General features: G+C 65.1%; 14 protein-coding genes. 8 read left to right on the forward strand and 6 right to left on the reverse strand.

The genetic code is table 11. The features are described from left to right. The first annotated feature begins 9 nt into the window (after nucleotides 1-9). The 3 genes from Q2M23_RS21645 (at nucleotide 10) to Q2M23_RS21655 (ending at nucleotide 3,462) form a co-directional block, all read left to right on the forward strand. Nucleotides 10-1,137: a branched-chain amino acid ABC transporter permease gene (locus Q2M23_RS21645; RefSeq protein WP_316396968.1), complete on the forward strand. Its 1,128-nt coding sequence runs from the start codon at nucleotides 10-12 to the stop codon at nucleotides 1,135-1,137. A gap of 82 nt (nucleotides 1,138-1,219) precedes the next feature. Further along, nucleotides 1,220-2,545, forward strand: a complete 1,326-nt coding sequence (locus Q2M23_RS21650; protein ID WP_057019777.1) for an ABC transporter substrate-binding protein — start codon at nucleotides 1,220-1,222, stop codon at nucleotides 2,543-2,545. A gap of 74 nt (nucleotides 2,546-2,619) precedes the next feature. Continuing rightward, nucleotides 2,620-3,462 carry an ABC transporter ATP-binding protein gene (locus tag Q2M23_RS21655; RefSeq protein WP_057019776.1) on the forward strand — a complete coding sequence of 281 codons (843 nt, stop codon included), beginning with the start codon at nucleotides 2,620-2,622 and terminating at the stop codon, nucleotides 3,460-3,462. A 75-nt stretch (nucleotides 3,463-3,537) separates the two neighbouring features. Here the strand turns inward: Q2M23_RS21655 and guaB are convergent, their stop codons facing one another. Both guaB and Q2M23_RS21665 read right to left on the reverse strand, forming a co-directional pair. Continuing rightward, entirely contained in the window at nucleotides 3,538-5,028 is a 1,491-nt protein-coding gene (guaB, locus tag Q2M23_RS21660; protein ID WP_028335041.1) for an IMP dehydrogenase, read from the reverse strand. Nucleotides 5,029-5,210: 182 nt separating this feature from the next. After that, on the reverse strand, nucleotides 5,211-5,462 hold the full coding sequence (locus Q2M23_RS21665; RefSeq protein ID WP_018271177.1) for a hypothetical protein: 252 nt from the start codon (nucleotides 5,460-5,462) through the stop codon (nucleotides 5,211-5,213). A gap of 139 nt (nucleotides 5,463-5,601) precedes the next feature. Between Q2M23_RS21665 and Q2M23_RS21670 the strand changes: the two genes are divergently transcribed. Beyond that, entirely contained in the window at nucleotides 5,602-7,089 is a 1,488-nt protein-coding gene (locus Q2M23_RS21670; protein WP_316396969.1) for an MFS transporter, read from the forward strand. A 594-nt stretch (nucleotides 7,090-7,683) separates the two neighbouring features. Here the strand turns inward: Q2M23_RS21670 and Q2M23_RS21675 are convergent. Together Q2M23_RS21675 and Q2M23_RS21680 are read right to left on the reverse strand one after the other, a co-directional pair. Then, nucleotides 7,684-8,373 carry an RlmE family RNA methyltransferase gene (locus tag Q2M23_RS21675; RefSeq protein WP_316396970.1) on the reverse strand — a complete coding sequence of 230 codons (690 nt, stop codon included), beginning with the start codon at nucleotides 8,371-8,373 and terminating at the stop codon, nucleotides 7,684-7,686. Nucleotides 8,374-8,539: 166 nt separating this feature from the next. Then, nucleotides 8,540-9,583: a Ppx/GppA phosphatase family protein gene (locus Q2M23_RS21680; RefSeq protein WP_082653981.1), complete on the reverse strand. Its 1,044-nt coding sequence runs from the start codon at nucleotides 9,581-9,583 to the stop codon at nucleotides 8,540-8,542. 217 nt (nucleotides 9,584-9,800) lie between these two features. Between Q2M23_RS21680 and Q2M23_RS21685 the strand changes: the two genes are divergently transcribed. Then, complete coding sequence (locus tag Q2M23_RS21685; protein ID WP_316396971.1) at nucleotides 9,801-12,173, forward strand: xanthine dehydrogenase family protein molybdopterin-binding subunit; 2,373 nt, start codon at nucleotides 9,801-9,803, stop codon at nucleotides 12,171-12,173. 167 nt (nucleotides 12,174-12,340) lie between these two features. Here the strand turns inward: Q2M23_RS21685 and Q2M23_RS21690 are convergent, their stop codons facing one another. Next, on the reverse strand, nucleotides 12,341-13,144 hold the full coding sequence (locus tag Q2M23_RS21690) for a hypothetical protein (protein ID WP_137479678.1): 804 nt from the start codon (nucleotides 13,142-13,144) through the stop codon (nucleotides 12,341-12,343). Nucleotides 13,145-13,279: 135 nt separating this feature from the next. On the opposite strand from Q2M23_RS21690, the gene Q2M23_RS21695 reads away from it, so the two are divergent. The 3 genes from Q2M23_RS21695 (at nucleotide 13,280) to Q2M23_RS21705 (ending at nucleotide 16,809) form a co-directional block, all read left to right on the forward strand. Then, nucleotides 13,280-13,780 carry a YaiI/YqxD family protein gene (locus Q2M23_RS21695; protein WP_253587102.1) on the forward strand — a complete coding sequence of 167 codons (501 nt, stop codon included), beginning with the start codon at nucleotides 13,280-13,282 and terminating at the stop codon, nucleotides 13,778-13,780. Nucleotides 13,781-13,784: 4 nt separating this feature from the next. After that, the gene (locus tag Q2M23_RS21700) at nucleotides 13,785-15,602 is read left to right on the forward strand and encodes an ABC-F family ATP-binding cassette domain-containing protein (RefSeq protein WP_316396972.1); all 1,818 of its coding nucleotides are present in this window, start codon (nucleotides 13,785-13,787) and stop codon (nucleotides 15,600-15,602) included. 127 nt (nucleotides 15,603-15,729) lie between these two features. Continuing rightward, complete coding sequence (locus Q2M23_RS21705; protein WP_076826591.1) at nucleotides 15,730-16,809, forward strand: D-TA family PLP-dependent enzyme; 1,080 nt, start codon at nucleotides 15,730-15,732, stop codon at nucleotides 16,807-16,809. 111 nt (nucleotides 16,810-16,920) lie between these two features. Here the strand turns inward: Q2M23_RS21705 and Q2M23_RS21710 are convergent, their stop codons facing one another. Continuing rightward, the gene (locus tag Q2M23_RS21710) at nucleotides 16,921-17,823 is read right to left on the reverse strand and encodes a LysR family transcriptional regulator (RefSeq protein WP_057019769.1); all 903 of its coding nucleotides are present in this window, start codon (nucleotides 17,821-17,823) and stop codon (nucleotides 16,921-16,923) included. Nucleotides 17,824-17,844 lie beyond the last annotated feature (21 nt).

Below are 17,844 nucleotides of genomic sequence, written 5' to 3' on the forward strand. Positions count from 1 at the left end.
GAGGTCGTTGTGCTCTATCGCGAAGCTGGCCAGTTCAAGGCGACCTATGCGGAGGATATGGCGATCTTCCCGATCCGGCAGGATCGTATCGCCCTCGCCGTCTTGCTCGCGATTGCTTTCATTGGCGTGCCGCTGTTGGCCACCTTCCGGATCTGGCCGTTCGGCACCGACTATCTGTTGTGGGCCATCCTGCTGCCCTTCCTCATCCTGGCGCTCGCCGCCATCGGGACGAACATTCTCGTCGGCTATTGCGGCCAGATTTCGCTCGGCAGCGGCGCGTTCATGGCCATCGGCGCCTATTCCGCCTACAAGCTGGCGACCGGCGTTCATATCCCGCTTGCCTGGCTTGGCTTCGCGATCGCGATCCCACCGTTGCCCGTGCTGGCATCCATTCTGCTTGGCGGGCTCATGGCGGCGGGTGCCGGAATCCTGTTCGGCATTCCCAGTCTCCGGATCAAGGGTCTCTACCTGGCGGTCGCAACGCTCGCCGCGCAGTTCTTCTTCGATTGGGCGTTCCTGCGGCTCCCGTGGTTCACCAACTACGCCCCGTCGGGATCAGTGAATGCGCCGGAACTGGATTTCTTCGGTATGGTCGTTCGCTCGCCGGTCGAGCGTTACCTGCTGTGCCTGCTCTTCGTGACCGTGATGGCGGTGTTGGCGAAAAATCTCGTGCGCGGCAATCTCGGCAGGCAGTGGATGGCGATCCGCGACATGGATATCGCCGCCGAGCTGATCGGCATCAGGCCGCTTTATGCAAAACTGACGGCTTTCGCGGTCTCTTCGTTCATCATCGGGGTGGCGGGTGCGCTCTGGGCGTTCGTCTACCTCGGTTCATGGGAGCCGCTCGCGTTCTCGATCGACCGCTCGCTTGAGCTTCTGTTCATGGTCATCATCGGCGGGCTCGGCTCGATCATGGGTTCGTTCATCGGAGCAGCGTTCATCCTCATCGTGCCGATCACGCTGAATGTGATTCCGACCAAGCTCGGCCTGCCACTGTCGACGCAAACGATCACTCACCTCCAGTTCATCATCTTCGGATCCTTGATCTGCTATCTGCTCATCAAGGAACCCCATGGCTTCGCCCGGCTGATCTCGATCGGCAAGGAGAAGCTCAGGCTTTGGCCGTTTCCCTATTGAGGCAGTGATCGTGCCTTGATCGCAATCGGGTGACGGCCGCCGACAACGGAGAGGAAGGAAGTACCGCAAGGAGGATATCAATATGGCAAGTATTGCACGCAGGTTACTGATACTCGCGATCGCCTTGGCCGGCGCGGCGCTTAGCGCACCGGCCGCAGCGCAAAACGAACAGTTCATCCCAATTCTGTCCTACCGGACCGGACCGTACGCTGTGAACGGCGCGCCCTACGCAAACGGCGTGGTAGACTACTACAACCTGATCAATGAACGTGACGGCGGCATCAACGGCGTCAGGATTCTGATCGAGGAATGCGAGACGGGCTACGCGACCGACAAGGGAGTGGAGTGTTACGAGCGTCTCAAGAGCAAAGGACCAACCGGCGCGGCCTTCATCAATCCGCTGTCGACCGGGATCACCTTCGCACTCACCGAAAAGACCGCGGCTGACAAGATCCCGATCATTACGATGGGGTATGGCCGTGCCGATTCCAAGAACGGCGCGGTGTTCGCATATAATTTTCCATTGCTCGGCACGTATTGGTCCGCGGCCGACATCGCGATCCAGCACGTCGCTAAGGAACTCGGCGGCTTCGACAAGCTGAAAGGCAGGAAGATTTCGCTGCTGTACCATGACAGCCCCTATGGCAAAGAGCCAATCCCGATGCTGCAAGTGCTGGCGCAGAAGTACGGCTTTGAGTTCACGCCGATTCCCGTCACGCATCCCGGCGTCGAGCAGAAGTCGCAATGGCTGGCGATCCGCCAGCACCGGCCGGACTATGTCCTGGTCTGGGGCTGGGGCGTCATGAACAGCACGGCAATCAAGGAAGCGGCCGCCGTCGCCTATCCGCGTGACAAGATGATCGGTGTTTGGTGGTCAGGCGCAGAGCCGGATGTGACGCCGGCGGGCGATCAGGCCAGCGGCTACAAATCGTTGATGCTTCAGCATGGCGCAGGAAAATTCCCCGCGCACGCCGACATAGAGAAGTACGTCTACGCCAAGGGAAAGGGTTCGACAGAACCCGGCAAGATCGGCGAAGTTCTCTACAACCGCGGCATCACGAATGCCATGCTCGGCGTAGAGGCGATCCGCAAGGCGCAAGAAAAATTCGGCAAGCAACCGCTGACGGGCGAGCAGGTCCGTTGGGGGCTTGAGAACCTCATACTCACCGATGCACGAATCAAGGAGCTCGGCTTTGAGGGTATGTTGAAGCCGGTCAGCATTTCCTGCTCCGACCACGAAGGCGCGCGCTACGGGCGCGTCCAGCAATGGGATGGCAAGGGTTGGAAAGTGATCTCCGACTGGTACACGGCTGACGAATCGCTGATCGAACCACTCGTCGCCGATGTGTCCGCGAAGTATGCCGCGGAGAAGAAGATCAAGCCGCGCGACTGCGCGAAGGAAACCTGACCCGTGCGAGTGATCCGGGAGGCAGGATTGCCTGCTCCCGGATCCCAGCCCCTGCTCAGTTTGGAGGTCTGCGCATGTCAATCGCCAAGGTCGTCACCGCTGCGACGGAAGCGGCAGCGCTGATTTTATCGGTCAACAATATCGAGGTTGTCTACGATCACGTCATTCTCGTGTTGAAGGGCGTCTCGCTGGAGGTCCCGCGAGGCGGCATTGTTGCGCTTCTCGGCGCCAACGGCGCCGGCAAGACGACGACGCTGAAGGCGGTCTCCAATCTGCTGCACGCAGAGCGCGGCGAGGTCACCAAGGGCTCGATCCTGTTCAACGGCGTCGAGGTGAAGTCCCTGTCGCCAAACGAGGTGGTGCGACGCGGCTGCATCCAGGTGATGGAGGGGCGGCGCGCCTTCCCTCATCTGACGGTCGAGGAGAACATCCTGACCGGCGCCTTTACACGGACGGACGGCAAGCTCGCGATCGCGCAGGACCTTGAACGTGTCTACGCTTATTTCCCCCGCCTCAAAGAGCGACGCAGTTCCACCGCCGGCTATACGTCGGGCGGCGAACAGCAGATGTGCGTGATTGGCCGCGCGCTGATGTCACGCCCGAAGATGATCCTGCTCGACGAACCATCGATGGGCCTCGCGCCGCAGATCGTCGAAGAGATCTTCGAGATCGTGAAGGATCTCAACGCCAGGGAAGGTGTGTCGTTTCTTCTCGCCGAGCAGAACACCAATATGGCGCTCAGATATGCAAGCCACGGCTACATCCTCGAAAACGGCCGCGTGGTGATGGACGGCGAAGCGCACGCCCTTGCCGCGAACGAGGACGTCAAGGAGTTCTATCTTGGCGTCGCCGGAGAGAAGCGAAAATCATACCGCGATGTGAAGCACTACAAGCGACGCAAGCGCTGGCTCGCCTAGCGGATGACGGCATCCCGGGCTCCCGGGACTCCGGGTTCGGCCCTTCGGACCGCCCCGGAATGACGGTGCTTGGGCTTACACCCCGCCCGGATAGTTCGGGGCTTCGCGCGTGATGGTGACGTCATGGACGTGGCTCTCGCGCAGGCCGGCGCCGGTGATGCGGACGAATTCGGCCTTGTCGTGGAAATCCCTGATGTCCTTGGCGCCGACATAGCCCATCGCCGCCCTGAGACCGCCGGCGAGCTGGTGCATCACATTGCCGACCGGGCCCTTGTAGGGCACCTGGCCCTCGATGCCTTCGGGGACGAGCTTCAGCGTGTCCTTGATGTCCTGCTGGAAGTAGCGGTCGGCCGAGCCGCGCGCCATCGCGCCGACCGAGCCCATGCCGCGATAGGCCTTGTAGGAGCGGCCCTGCCACAGGAAGACTTCGCCCGGCGTCTCGTCGGTGCCGGCGAGCAGCGAGCCGACCATGGCGATGTCGGCACCGGCGGCGAGCGCCTTGGCGAGGTCGCCGGAATATTTGATGCCGCCGTCGGCGATCACAGGCACGTCGGCCTTCTTCGCCGCCGCCACCGCGTCCATGATCGCGGTGAGCTGCGGCACGCCGACGCCGGCGACGATGCGCGTGGTGCAGATCGAGCCCGGGCCGATGCCGACCTTGATGCAGTCCGCGCCGGCATCGATCAGCGCCTGCGCGCCGCCCTCGGTCGCGACGTTGCCGGCCACCACCTGCACCGCGTTGGAGAGCCGCTTGATGCGGTTGACGGCATTGAGCACGTGGCGCGAATGGCCGTGCGCGGTGTCGACCACGACGACGTCGACGCCGGCATCGATCAGCCGCTCGGTGCGTTCATAGCCGGTCTCGCCGACCGTGGTGGCAGCGGCGACGCGCAGGCGGCCGTGCTCGTCCTTGCAGGCGAGCGGATGGGCGACCGCCTTCTCGATGTCCTTGACGGTGATCAGGCCGACGCAGCGATACTGGTCGTCGACGACGAGCAGCTTCTCGATGCGATGCTTGTGCAGCATCCGCTTCGCCTCGTCCTGGCCGACGCCCTCGCGCACCGTGACGAGGTTCTCGTGCGTCATCAGCTCCGAGACCTTCTGCCGGGGATCGCTGGCGAAACGCACATCGCGGTTGGTCAGGATGCCGACCAGCTTGCCCGGCACGTTCTTGGCGGCACCGGTGACGACCGGAATGCCCGAGATGCCGTTCTCCTTCATCAGGGTCAGCGCATCGGCCAGCGTGGCGTCGGGGCCGATGGTCAGCGGATTGACCACCATGCCGGACTCAAACTTCTTGACCTGCCGCACCTGCGCGGCCTGCCCTTCCGGATCGAAGTTGCGGTGGATGACGCCGAGACCGCCGGCCTGCGCCATCGCGATCGCCATGCGCGCCTCGGTGACGGTGTCCATCGCGGACGCCATGATCGGGATGTTGAGCGAGATCGCGCGGGTGACGCGCGAGCGAATATCGACTTCCGAGGGAAGCACGTCGGACAAACCGGGCTTCAGCAGCACATCGTCGAACGTGAAGGCTTCGCGGATAGCCGGAAATCCCGTGGCCATTGCCAACTCCTTTATCTGCGGCCCAGCCGCGATGGTCTTACGGATGAACGCTACCTGCGGCGACGCTCGCTGCGTCACCGTCGAATCGGCGCCCATCGGTGGGGTTGACGCTGGTCGATAGCATGGCCGCATGACGAATCAAAGTGTTTGCCAGCCATGCACAGGCCTTTTTAGGGTCCGGTTCAGGGCGCCCGGTAACCCGGCGGCGGCCCATGGCGGCGGATCGCCTCGACCATTTCGCGATGGCGCCGGTCCTCGCGCTTCATGTGGACCGCGATCACGGCATGGGCCGACGGCACCAGCAGCAACACGTGGAAAAACAGCCCGAAAACCGCGCAAAACACGATCAGGACCAGATTAAAGATGGCCGAAAACGGCTGTCCGTTCAGGAGCAGTCCGATCGGCGGCAAGAGGGCGGCAAGGACGTAGATCACGGCGAACCTTTGGACACGGGCGGATGCATACCAGCGTCACGCAGGATTTAGGGCGTTTGGCCGGTTCCGCAATAGCGTGGCCGAGGGCAGGATGATATGGCCCGCTCGCCCGCCTTTTCAGCACAGCTGTCCTGTTTTGATGAACAAGCAACGCCTGATCCCGCTCATCGTGGCCACCGCCCTGTTCATGGAGAACATGGACTCCACGGTGATCGCGACCTCGCTGCCGGCGATCGCCGCCGATATCGGCACCAGCCCGCTGACGCTGAAACTGGCGATCACCTCCTACCTGCTGTCGCTCGCGGTGTTCATCCCGGCGAGCGGCTGGACCGCGGACCGCTTCGGCGCCCGCATCGTGTTTGCCGGCGCCGTCGGCGTGTTCATGCTGGGCTCGATCGGCTGCGCACTGTCGTCCTCGGTGACCGATTTCGTGTTCGCCCGCATCCTGCAGGGCCTCGGCGGGGCGATGATGACCCCGGTCGGTAGGCTGGTGCTGCTGCGCTCGGTCGACAAGAGTGCGCTGGTCAACGCGATGGCCTGGGTGACGGTCCCTGCGCTGATCGGCCCGGTGATCGGGCCGCCGCTCGGCGGCTTCATCACCACCTATTTCTCCTGGCACTGGATCTTCCTGATCAACATCCCGATCGGGCTGCTCGGCATCTTTCTGGCGCTGAAATACATCGACCCGATCAAGAGCGAGGATCCCGAGCGCTTCGACCTGATAGGACTGGTGCTGGCTGGCATTGGCCTCGCCGGCATCGCCTTCGGACTGTCGGTGGCCGGGCTCAATCTGCTGCCGTGGCCGATCGTCGCCGCGCTGGTCGGGGTCGGCACGGTCTCGATGACGCTTTACGTCATCCACGCGCGGCGGACCGGTTCGCCGGTGCTCGATTTCGGCTTGCTGCGGCTGCCGACCATGCGCGCGTCGATCGTCGGCGGCTTCATGTTCCGGCTCGGCATCGGCGCGCTGCCGTTCCTGCTGCCGCTCTTGATGCAGGTCGGCTTCGGCCTGTCGCCGTTCCGGTCCGGTCTCGTCACCTTTGCGTCGGCGGTCGGCGCCATGGGGATGAAAACGCTGGCGGCGCGCATCATCCGCGCCTTCGGCTTCCGCAACATGATGACCGTCAACGCGGTGGTCAGTTCGGCCTTCCTCGCCGCCTGCGCCTTGTTCACAATCTCGACGCCGCTGATGCTGATCTTCACCATCCTGGTGGTCGGCGGCTTCTTCCGCTCGCTGCAGTTCACCGCAATCAACACGGTGGCCTATGCCGAGGTCGAAGCGCCGCAGATGAGCCGGGCCACCACCCTCGTCAGCGTCAACCAGCAGCTCGCGGTGTCCGCCGGCGTCGCGGTCGGCGCGTTCTCGGTTGAAACCACGCTGGCGCTGCATCACCAGACCGAGCTCTCCGCCGACGTGTTCGCGCCCGCCTTCATCGTGGTATCGCTGATCTCGGCGGCCTCGGCCTGGTTCTTCTGGCAGATGCCGGCTGAGGCCGGCAACGAGATCGCCGGCCGCAAGGCGATCGACATCTCGAGCCGCAAGGGCGCCGAGAAGCGCGCCGCGACCGAAGCCGTCAAGGTCGCGACCGAGGACACCCAGAACGCGCGCGATCAACGCCTCGGCTAGTCGATCGAACGAGCCGTTCCCGAGGCACGGACACCGCGAGTCGCCGTCAGGGTCACGACCAGACCATCAGGGGTGGCCGGTCATTCCGCCTGGCTGTTTTCGATCCGGACGTTCGATTAGTTCGTATGTGGGAACGTGGGTCGCTTCCAGCCACGATTCCAACGCAGCTCCGCAGACCGTGCAGATCGCATCACCCGTATGCGGCACCAAGAACTTCTCTTCGGTGCGTCTGTACTCGGCGCCGCAATTGCATTGAACAATGGTCGCCATCTGGCAAATATGCGCTTGCGTCGGCCGATTTTCTAGTCCGGCGCGAAACGGCCCCGGTGCGCGAAACTGACGCTGCATCAAGGCCGCCAACCCGTGGGGGGTTTTCTCCCGGTGGGCTTGGGGGGCATTGGCCGGGAGCAAAGGAGTCGACTCCAGCCGCGCGCCAAGGTTCCCGCCCGTCACTATGAAATGTATTTCTATGTGCTCGGTCTATCACCGTCATCCTGCGGTGGCCGCTTCTTCGGCGGCCCTCGAAGGATCGACGGGCACCAGCCGGGCCGCGCACCCTTCGAGGGCTCGCCCAGCGGCGCAAAGCGCCGCGATTTATCGCTCGTTCACCTGTCCGCGAAATCCCGTCGCCAGCACATAGCGCTCCGACGAATCCTGCCGGCTGGCGGCCGGCTTGACGTGGCGGACGGTGGCGAAATCGCGCTTCAGCTGCGCCACCAGCTCGGCGTCGGCCCCGCTCTGGAACACTTTTGCCAGGAACGTGCCGCCGGGATTGAGCACTTCGCCGGCGAAATGCGCGGCGGTCTCGACCAGGCCGATGATGCGGAGCTGATCGGTCTTGCGATGGCCGGTGGTGTTGGCGGCCATGTCGGACATCACGATGTCGGCGCGGCCGCCCATCATCGCGATCAGCTTCTCCGGCGCGTCGTGGTCGAGGAAGTCGAGCTGCGCGAAGGTGACGCCGGGAATCTCGCCCATCTCCAAGAGATCGATCGCGACCACCTTGCCCTTGCCGTCGGCTGCTCCTGTCCGCTTGGCCGCGATCTGGCTCCAGCCGCCGGGCGCCGCGCCGAGGTCGACCACGGTCATGCCCGGCTTGAGCAGACGGTATTTGTCGTCGATCTCGAGCAGCTTGAAAGCTGCGCGGGAGCGGTAGCCCATCGCCTTGGCCTTGGCGACATAGGGATCGTTGAGCTGGCGCTCGAGCCAGAGTTTTGACGACAGCTTGCGCTTGCCGCCGCTCTTGACCGTGACGTGCAGCCGCCCGGTAGTGTCTTTCGCCATACTGCTTCTCTACTCCCTCGCCCCGCTCTTGCGGGGAGAGGGTTGGGGTGAGGGAATGTTTCCGCAATGAAGATGAGAGATGCGCTCGTGGAAAGTCCCCCTCACCCGGATTGCACTGACATGCAATCCGGCCTCTCCCCGCAAGCGGGGCGAGGCAAGAGAAACTCTAGCACGCCCGCAGCGCGCCGTCCTCGCGCATCATCTCGACCAGCATGCCCTCGCGCAGGCCGCGATCGGCAACGCGGAGCCGCGGCATCGGGAACGCGTTGCGGATCGCATCGAGGATCGCGCAGCCGGCGAGCACCAGATCGGCGCGCTCGACGCTGATGCAGTTGTTGTTGACGCGAGCCTCATAGCTCATGCCGAGCAGCTTCTGGATCGTCGCGGTGACGTCGCAATCGTTCATCCAGATGCCGTCGATGCGGCGGCGGTCGTAGCGCGACAGGTTGAGGAACACGCCGGCGAGCGTGGTCACGGTGCCGGAGGTGCCGAGCATGTGCATGTCGCGCAGATCCTTGCCGTGCTCGGCCGCGAACGGCGCGACGTGCCGCGCAACCTCATCGATCATTCGCGCATACATATCCCTGGTGACGTTCTTGCCGCCGAAATGTTCGGCCAGCGTGACGACGCCGAGCGGGATCGACATCCACGCCTTGATGCGTGGCGCCGCGTCGGGCGCGTTGGGGTCGCGCTCGATCCGCACCAGTTCGGTCGAGCCGCCGCCGATATCGAACAGGATGGCGCCCCGCCCCTTCGGATCGAGCAGCGGCGAGCAGCCGATCACGGCGAGCGTCGCCTCGGTCTCACGATCGATCACCTCGAGCTTGATGCCGGTCTCGGCCGCCACCCGCGCGCGGAAGCTCTCGGCATTGCCGGCGGCGCGGCAGGCCTCGGTGGCGATCAGGCGGAGCCGGCGCGCCTTGCGATAGCGAATCTTGTCGCTGCAGATGGCCAGTGCGGCAATAGCCCGCTCAATCGCGGCCTCGCTGATCGAGCCCGTGGCGGCGATGCCCTCGCCGAGCCTGATGATCCGCGAGAATGAATCGACCACGCGGAACCCGTCGCCGGTGGGACAGGCGATCAACAGCCGGCAATTGTTGGTGCCAAGGTCCAGCGCGGCGTAGACGCCACTTTCCGCCGCCGCCGCAACCAACCCTGGCGGGGCTTCGCTGGCCGGAGGGCCGTCGCAAAGCCGCACATGGTCGTTCATCAAAACTGTCTTTCCACGGGACCCCAGGGGATCCGTAGGATCCTTTAGGCCCGCCGAATAATTATCGTTCACGGAAACTTTAGCAGCGTCAAAGCCCTACGCAAACTCCGTTCACATTGGGTCCATGCCCAATCGGGCGTTGTCGTTAAGGGGGGTGTGCGTTATCTCCTCAGCGCCCCCAAACTCCAGCAAATCCGGGCATTTCAGGTCATTTTCGATGCAAGATCACACGCCGCCTGCCTCCCTCGAAAACGCTATCGCACTGCAAAAATACGGCGTCGGACAGCCTGTTCGACGAAAGGAGGACGACACCCTGGTGCGCGGCAAGGGCAAATACACCGACGATTTCTCGCTGCCCGGCCAGGCCTATTGCTGGATGGTTCGCTCCTCGCATGCCCATGGAATCATCAAGGGGGTCGATACGGCGGCCGCCAAGGCGATGCCCGGCGTGCTCGGGGTCTGGACCGGCGCCGACCTTGCGGCCGCCGGCTACAACCCCTTCACCTGCGGCCTGCCGCTGAAGAACCGCGACGGCTCGCCGCTCAAGCAGACCAACCGCCCCGCGCTGGTGACCGACAAGGTGCGCTTCGTCGGCGATCCCGTCGCCTTCGTGGTGGCGGAGACCGCGGCGCAGGCGCGCGATGCCGCCGAGGCCGTCGAGGTCGATATCGAGCCGCTGCCCGCGGTGACCGACGCAGCTGAAGCCGCCAGGCCCGGCGCGCCGCAGCTCTACGACGACATCCCCGATAACGTCGCGCTCGACTATCACTATGGCGACGCCGCCAAGATCGAGGCGGCGTTCGCCGGCGCGGCGCACATCACCAAGCTCGACATCGTCAACACCCGCGTCGCCGTGGTCTCGATGGAGCCGCGCGTCGCCCTCGCGCATTACGACAAGAAAACCGAACGCTTCACGCTGCAGGTGCCGACCCAGGGCGTCTCCGGCAACAAGGCGATCCTAGCGCGCCTGCTCAACGTGCCCGCCGACAAGGTCCGCATCCTCACCGGCAATGTCGGCGGCTCGTTCGGGATGAAGAATCTCAACTATCCCGAATACACCTGCATCGCGCATGCGGCGCGTGAGCTCGGCCGCCCGGTGAAGTGGCTGGATGAGCGTTCGACCAGCTTCCTCTCCGACAGCCAGGGCCGTGCGCAGCTGATCCACGCCGAGCTCGCGCTCGATGCCGACGGCAAGTTCCTCGCGGTGCGGCTGTCCGGCTACGGCAATCTCGGCGCCTATATCACCGGCGTCGCTCCGGGCCCGCTGTCGCTCAACACCGGCAAGAACCTCGCCAGCGTCTATCGCACGCCGCTGCTCGGCGTCGACATCAAGACGGTCCTGACCAACACCACGCTGATGGGCGCCTATCGCGGCGCCGGCCGGCCCGAGGCCAATTACTACATGGAGCGGCTGATCGATGCGGCCGCCGACGAGATGGGCATCAACCGCTTCACGCTGCGCAAGCGCAACTTCATCAAGCCGTCGCAGCTGCCGTTCCCGGCGGCGTCCGGCGTCACCTATGACAGCGGCGATTTCGCCGGTGTGTTCCAGAAGGCGCTGGAGATCTCCGACTATGAGAACTTCGCCAAGCGCAAGAAGGAGAGCAAGAAGAGCGGCAAGCTGCGCGGTATCGCCGTCGGCTCCTATCTCGAGGTCACCGCGCCGCCGAGCGGCGAGCTCGGCAAGATCAGCTTCGAGCCCGATGGCTCGGTGAAGCTCACCACCGGCACGCTGGATTACGGCCAGGGCCACGCCACGCCGTTCGCGCAGGTGCTGTCCGACCAGCTCGGCGTCCCCTTCGAGAAGATCACGCTCGAACAGGGCGACAGCGATCTCGTCCGCTTCGGCAACGGCACCGGTGGCTCGCGCTCGATCACCGCGACTGGACAGGCGATCGTCGAGGCTTCCGCGCTCGTCGTCGAGAAGGGCAAGAAGGCCGCCGCGCACATGCTGGAGGCCTCCGAGGCCGACATCGAATTCGGCGCCGGCCGCTTCACCATCGCCGGCACCGACCGCTCGATCGGCATCATGGAGCTCGCCGAGCGGATGCGCGCCGGCAAGATGCCGGAAGGCACGCCGGAGACGCTCGACGTCGATCACGCCACCAAGGAGACGGCGTCGACCTTCCCGAACGGCTGCCACGTCGCCGAGGTCGAGATCGATCCGGACACCGGCGTGACGCGGATCGTGCGCTACTCCGCGGTCAACGATTTCGGCGTCGTGGTCAATCCGATGATCGTCGCGGGCCAGCTGCACGGCGGCGTCGCGCAGGGCATCGGCCAGGCGCTGATGGAGGAAATCAGCTACGACGCCTCCGGCCAGCCGATCACCGGCTCGTTCATGGACTACGCGCTGCCGCGCGCCGGCGACGTGCCGTCGATGCTGGTCGGCGATCATCCCTCGCCGGCGAAATCCAACCCGCTCGGCACCAAGGGCTGCGGCGAGGCCGGCTGCGCCGGCAGCCTCGTCTGCATCGTCAACGCCGTGGTCGACGCGCTGTCGGAGTACGGCATCAAGCACATCAACATGCCGCTGACGCCCGAACGCGTCTGGCGCGCGATCCAGGACGCCAAGGCGAGCGCGGCATAAGGGCTCTCCTGCTCCCTCGCCCCGCTCTTGCGGGGAGAGGGCTGGGGTGAGGGACTCCATCCGGCGAGCAAGGTCGTTGTAACTGGAATTGTGCCTTGCCCCTCACCCGGATCGCATCTGCGATGCGATCCGACCTCTCCCCGTGAAGAACGGGGAGAGGTGGAAAGTTACGCCGCGGCCTGCTCGCGCGGCTGGGTGATCGCGATGTGCCAGCAATGCGCGAGCGGCACACCGTTGCCGAGCACCAGCGCGTCGAGCTCGACGAAGCGGTGGCCCTTCTTGTCGTAATTGCCCGTCACCTTGGCGCGCGCGGTCAGCTCGTCGCCGATCTTGCCCGCCGACAGCAGCTGCATGCGGGTGCCGACATGGATCCAGGGCCCGAGGATCGCATTGTCGACCAGGACCTTGTTCATCACCCGCGGCAGCAGGCCGGGATGGCCGAGACCTTCGCGCAGGTAGATCGGGTCGGTCTCCCGGATATCGGCGAGATATTCCTTCGCGGCATCACCCGACCAGTCGCGCGGGATGGTGCCGAGCCACTTGCCCTCTTCATAGGACGACGCGCTGACCGGCTTGCGCTCGGCGACAGCTGCGACCTGCTTGTAGTCGTCGAGCACGAACTTCGGCGCCGATGCCGGCAGCGACGCGGTGCCGGTCGCGCAGAGCTCGCCTCGGCTGTGGAGCTCGATCGTGAGCCCATTGCCGGTCTCCTGGCCCGTCAATTCCGCGATCTCGCCGTCATAGACCGGCTTGACGAAGCGCGCCTCGATCAGGCCGCGCGCGAGGAAATCGCGGCCCCATTTCTCAACCGGCAGGTGCATCATGTAGGCCATCACGTCGACGCCGGGCACCAGCCCGCCGGAAAAGCCGAACTTCCGCGCCACCGTGTCGTCATGGATCTTGTTCTCCGACAGTTTCGAGGTGTTGTACGCCGAGACGCGGTAGGTCAGCGAAGCCGTCTTCGAATCCATGGGGTTTCCCCTTATTTCCGTTGTTTTTCTCAGGCAATCGTAGTCGAACCGGGCAGCGTGACAAGCCTCTCGTTTTGCTCGCAATTTTCCGCCCGATGGAGTACACGCAGGCCGCGCCTGCCAACCCTGGAATCGATGACTGAAACCCCTGCTCCCACCCGCATCTATGTCGACGCCGACGCCTGCCCGGTGAAGGACGAGATCTATCGCGTCGCGATCCGGCTCGGCGTGCCCGTCAGCGTGGTCGCGGTCAATTTCATCCGCGTGCCGCAGGATCCGCTGATCGAGCGCATTGCCGCCGGTTCCGGCATGGATGCCGCCGACGACTGGATCGCGGAACGCGCGCATGAAGGCGACGTGGTGGTCACGGCGGACATTCCGCTGGCGAGCCGCTGCGTCAAGGCCGGCGCCGATGTGATCGCGCCGAACGGCAAGCCGTTCACCGAACAGTCGATCGGCATGACACTTGCGGTGCGCAATCTGATGACCGATCTGCGCTCGTCGGGCGAGATCACCGGCGGGCCGAAATCATATTCGCCGCGCGACCGCTCGACCTTCCTGTCGACGCTCGACCAGACCATCCGCCGTATCCAGCGCCGCCGCGCCGAGCAGGCGCAGGCGAGCGAGCCGGGTTAGCGCAATGGCTCCGCCTCCTCTCATCCAGCTCAAGGACATCAGCCTGACCTTCGGCGGTACGCCGCTGCTGACGGGCGTCGAGCTCTCGGTCTCCGCCGGCGAGCGCGTCTGCCTGATCGGCCGCAACGGCTCCGGCAAGTCGACCCTGCTGCGGATCGCGGCCGGCCTGGTCGAGCCTGACGCCGGCAGCCGCTTCGTACAGCCCGGCGCCACCATCCGCTATCTGCCGCAAGAGCCGGATTTCGGCGAGCACAACACGACGCTCGCCTATGTCGAGGCCGGCCTCGGCCCCGGCGACGACCACTACCAGGCCCGCTATCTGCTTGAGCAGCTCGGCCTCAGCGGCGAGGAAGATCCCGCGCTTGTCTCCGGCGGCGAGGCGCGCCGCGCGGCGCTGGCGCGCGTGCTGGCGCCCTCGCCCGATATCCTGCTGCTCGACGAGCCGACCAACCATCTCGACCTGCCGACCATCGAATGGCTCGAGGCCGAACTGGAAAGCCGGCGCTGCGCGCTGGTGCTGATCAGCCACGACCGCCGCTTCCTCACCAATCTGTCGCGCACCACGGCCTGGCTCGACCGCGGCCAGATCCGGCAGATCGAGCGCGGCTTCGGCGCCTTCGAGGCGTGGCGCGACGAGGTGCTGGCCGAGGAAGAGCGCGAGCAGCACAAGCTCGACCGCAAGATCGTCAACGAGGAGCACTGGCTGCGCTACGGCGTCTCCGGCCGCCGCAAGCGCAACGTCAAGCGGCTCGGCAATCTGCATGCGCTGCGCGACCAGCGCCGCAACTATCGCGGCGCCACCGGCAATGCCACGCTCGCCGCCGCCGAAGCCGAGAAGTCCGGCCGCCTGGTGATCGAGGCCAAGAACATCGCGAAGGCGTTCGGCGAGCGCAAGATCGTCGACGGCTTCTCGACCCGGATCCAGCGCGGCGACCGGCTCGGTATCGTCGGCCCGAACGGCGCCGGCAAGACCACATTGGTGCATCTGTTGATCGGCAACGATCCGCCCGACTCCGGTTCGGTGCGACTCGGGGCCAATATCGAGATGGCAACCCTCGACCAGCACCGCGAGAGCCTCGACCCGAAGCTGACGCTGGCTGAAGCCTTGACCGGCGGCCGCGGCGACCACGTCATGGTCGGCGACAAGTCGAAGCACGTCATCGGCTACATGAAGGATTTCCTGTTCGCGCAGGAGCAGCGCGGCACGCCGCTGGAAGCGCTCTCCGGCGGCGAGCGCGGCCGCCTGATGCTGGCGCGCGCGCTGGCCAAGCCGTCGAACCTCTTGATCCTGGACGAGCCGACCAACGACCTCGATCTCGAAACCCTCGACGTGCTCGAGGACATGCTCGGCGATTACGAAGGCACGGTGATCCTGATCAGCCACGACCGCGACTTCCTCGACCGCGTCGTGACGTCGGTGATCGTGCCCGAGGGCCAGGGCCGCTGGATCGAATATGCCGGCGGCTATTCCGACATGCTGACGCAGCGCGGCGCCGACGTGAAGCGCGAGACGGTGAAGGCGGATACCGCGACCGAAGAGAAGAAGGAAGCCAGGGCGGCAGCGCCCGAGGCAGCACCGCGGCGCCGGCTGAGCTTCAACGAGAAACACGCGCTGGAAACCTTGCCGAAGACCATCGACAAGCTGCACAACGAGATCGCCAAGCAGCAGAAGCTGCTCGACGATCCCGATCTCTATACGAAGGATCGCAAGAAATTCGACGCCGCCTCGGCCGCGATCGCAAAGGCGCAGCAAGAGCTCGCTGCCGCCGAGGACCGCTGGCTCGAGTTAGAGGTGCTGCGCGAAGAGATCGAGCAGGCATGAACACAATGATTCTTGCCGTCATTGCGAGGAGCGGAGCGACGAAGCAATCCATGCATCTGCAAACGCGGACAGATGGATTGCTTCGCTCCGCTCGCAATGACGGAAACTCTGCAATGGAGCCACCCCGATGACGACGCCCCTCGCCGCCAAGATCGCCAAGGAATACGGCACGCCCTGCGCCGTGATCGACATGGACCGGGTCGAGCGCAACATCGCACGCATCCAGAAGGCCTGCGACGAGGCCGGCGTCGCCAACCGTCCGCACATCAAGACGCACAAGAACCCGATGCTGGCGCAGCTGCAGATCAAGGCCGGCGCCAAAGGCATCACCTGCCAGAAGCTCGGCGAGGCCGAGATCATGGCGGACGCCGGCATCGACAACATCCTGATCAGCTACAATCTGCTCGGCGACGAGAAGATGGCGCGGCTCGGCGCGCTGCAAGCAAAGGCCAACGTCACCGTCGCAGCCGACAATTCCGTCGTCGTCGGCGACCTGCCGAAGGCCGCCGCCGCCTCCGGCCGCCCGCTCTCGGTCGTGGTCGAATGCGACACCGGCCGCAAGCGCGCCGGCGTCGAGACCCCGGCCGAGGCGATCGCGCTGGCGCGCGAGATCGCAGCCTCCAAGGGCCTCAGCTTCGCGGGCTTCATGCTGTATCCGACCGAGACCGGCTGGGCCGATGCGCAGAAATTCTATGACGAGGCGCTAGCCGGCGTGCGCGCCCATGGCCTCGACGCGACCATCGTCTCCACCGGCGGCACGCCGAACCTGAAGAATCTCGGCAAGCTGAAGGGCGGCACCGAGCATCGCTTCGGTACCTACATCTACAACGACCGCATGCAGGTCGCGGCCGGCGTCGCGACCTGGGACGATTGCGCGCTGCATATTTATTCCACCGTCGTCAGCCGCGCCGGCCCCGAGCGCGGCATCCTCGATGCCGGCTCCAAGACGCTGACCTCGGACACCGGCGGCCTCGAAGGCCACGGCCTGATCCTCGAACATCCGGAGGCCAGGATCGCGCGCTTCGCCGAGGAGCACGGCTTCCTCGATCTCTCCCGCAGCAACACCCGCCCCAATGTCGGCGACGTGGTGCGGATCGTGCCCAATCACGTCTGCGTCGTCGTCAACATGATGGACGAGGTCGTGATGGTGCGCGGTGACGAGATCATCGGTGCGCTGCCGGTGACGGCGCGGGGCAAGCTGCGGTAGCCGCATACACAGACCTTGTAGGATGGGTAGAGCGTAGCGAAACCCATCATGTCACTGCGGATCGAAGTTGATGGGTTTCGCTTCGCTCTACCCATCCTACGAACTCCGCATTTACTCCCGCATCAGCGCCTGCAGCTCGCGGTCCAGCGCCGCGCGAAACACCTCGATCGGCCGCGCCAGGCGGCCGGCCGGCGGGCGATGCACGATCCAGGCGCGGACTGCGGGATTGAAATCCGCGATCTTCACGGCCTTGAGCCGGCTACGGATCGGGCTTCGTTTCAGCGCCACCGGCGTCACGAGGCCGATGCCGAGCCCGCGCGCCACCAGCGACAGCCGCAGCTCGCTGTCGAGCGCCTCGACCGCGATGTTGAACGGCAGATGCGCCGCATCGAATTGACGCTTCAGCGTCTGGCGAAAGCCGCAGCCGTCCTGGTTGATCACCCATCCGGTCCGCGACAGCCATTCGAGATCGACCGACTTCGGCGTCTTCATGTCGCGCGCGACGACGAACACCACCGGCTGCGCGCCGAGATCGTCGGCCACGAGATCGTCGGGCGGCGCGGTGCCGTCAGGCAAACAGATTGCAGCGGCATCGAGCTCGTTGCGGCTGACCCGCTCCATGTGGTTGGGCGACCAGCCGGAGACGACGCGCACCGCCAGCGCCGGAAATTCGCCGCGCACCGCATCGAGCGGTCCGGTCAGCCCGGCCTCCGACAAAAACGGCGTCAGGCCGAGCCTGAACTCGCCGCGCACCACGCCGTCATTGGCGACGCCTGACTTGAGGTCGTCGAGCATGCGCAGCAGCCGGCGGCCCTGCTCATAGGCTTCGATTCCCGCCGCCGTCGGCTTCAGCGGCTTCGATAGCCGGTCGAGCAGCTGCGCGCCGAGCATCTCCTCGAGATTCTGGATCCGCCGCGTCACGCCGGGCTGGGTCAGGTTCAGCCGCGCCGAGGCCGCGACGATCGATCCGGTCTCGACCACGGCGACGAACGCCACGAGGTCATGGGTGTTCATAATAATCTCGCATATTCTTCA

The organism is Bradyrhizobium sp. 33ap4, assembly GCF_032654765.1.
Lineage (GTDB): Bacteria > Pseudomonadota > Alphaproteobacteria > Rhizobiales > Xanthobacteraceae > Bradyrhizobium > Bradyrhizobium australafricanum.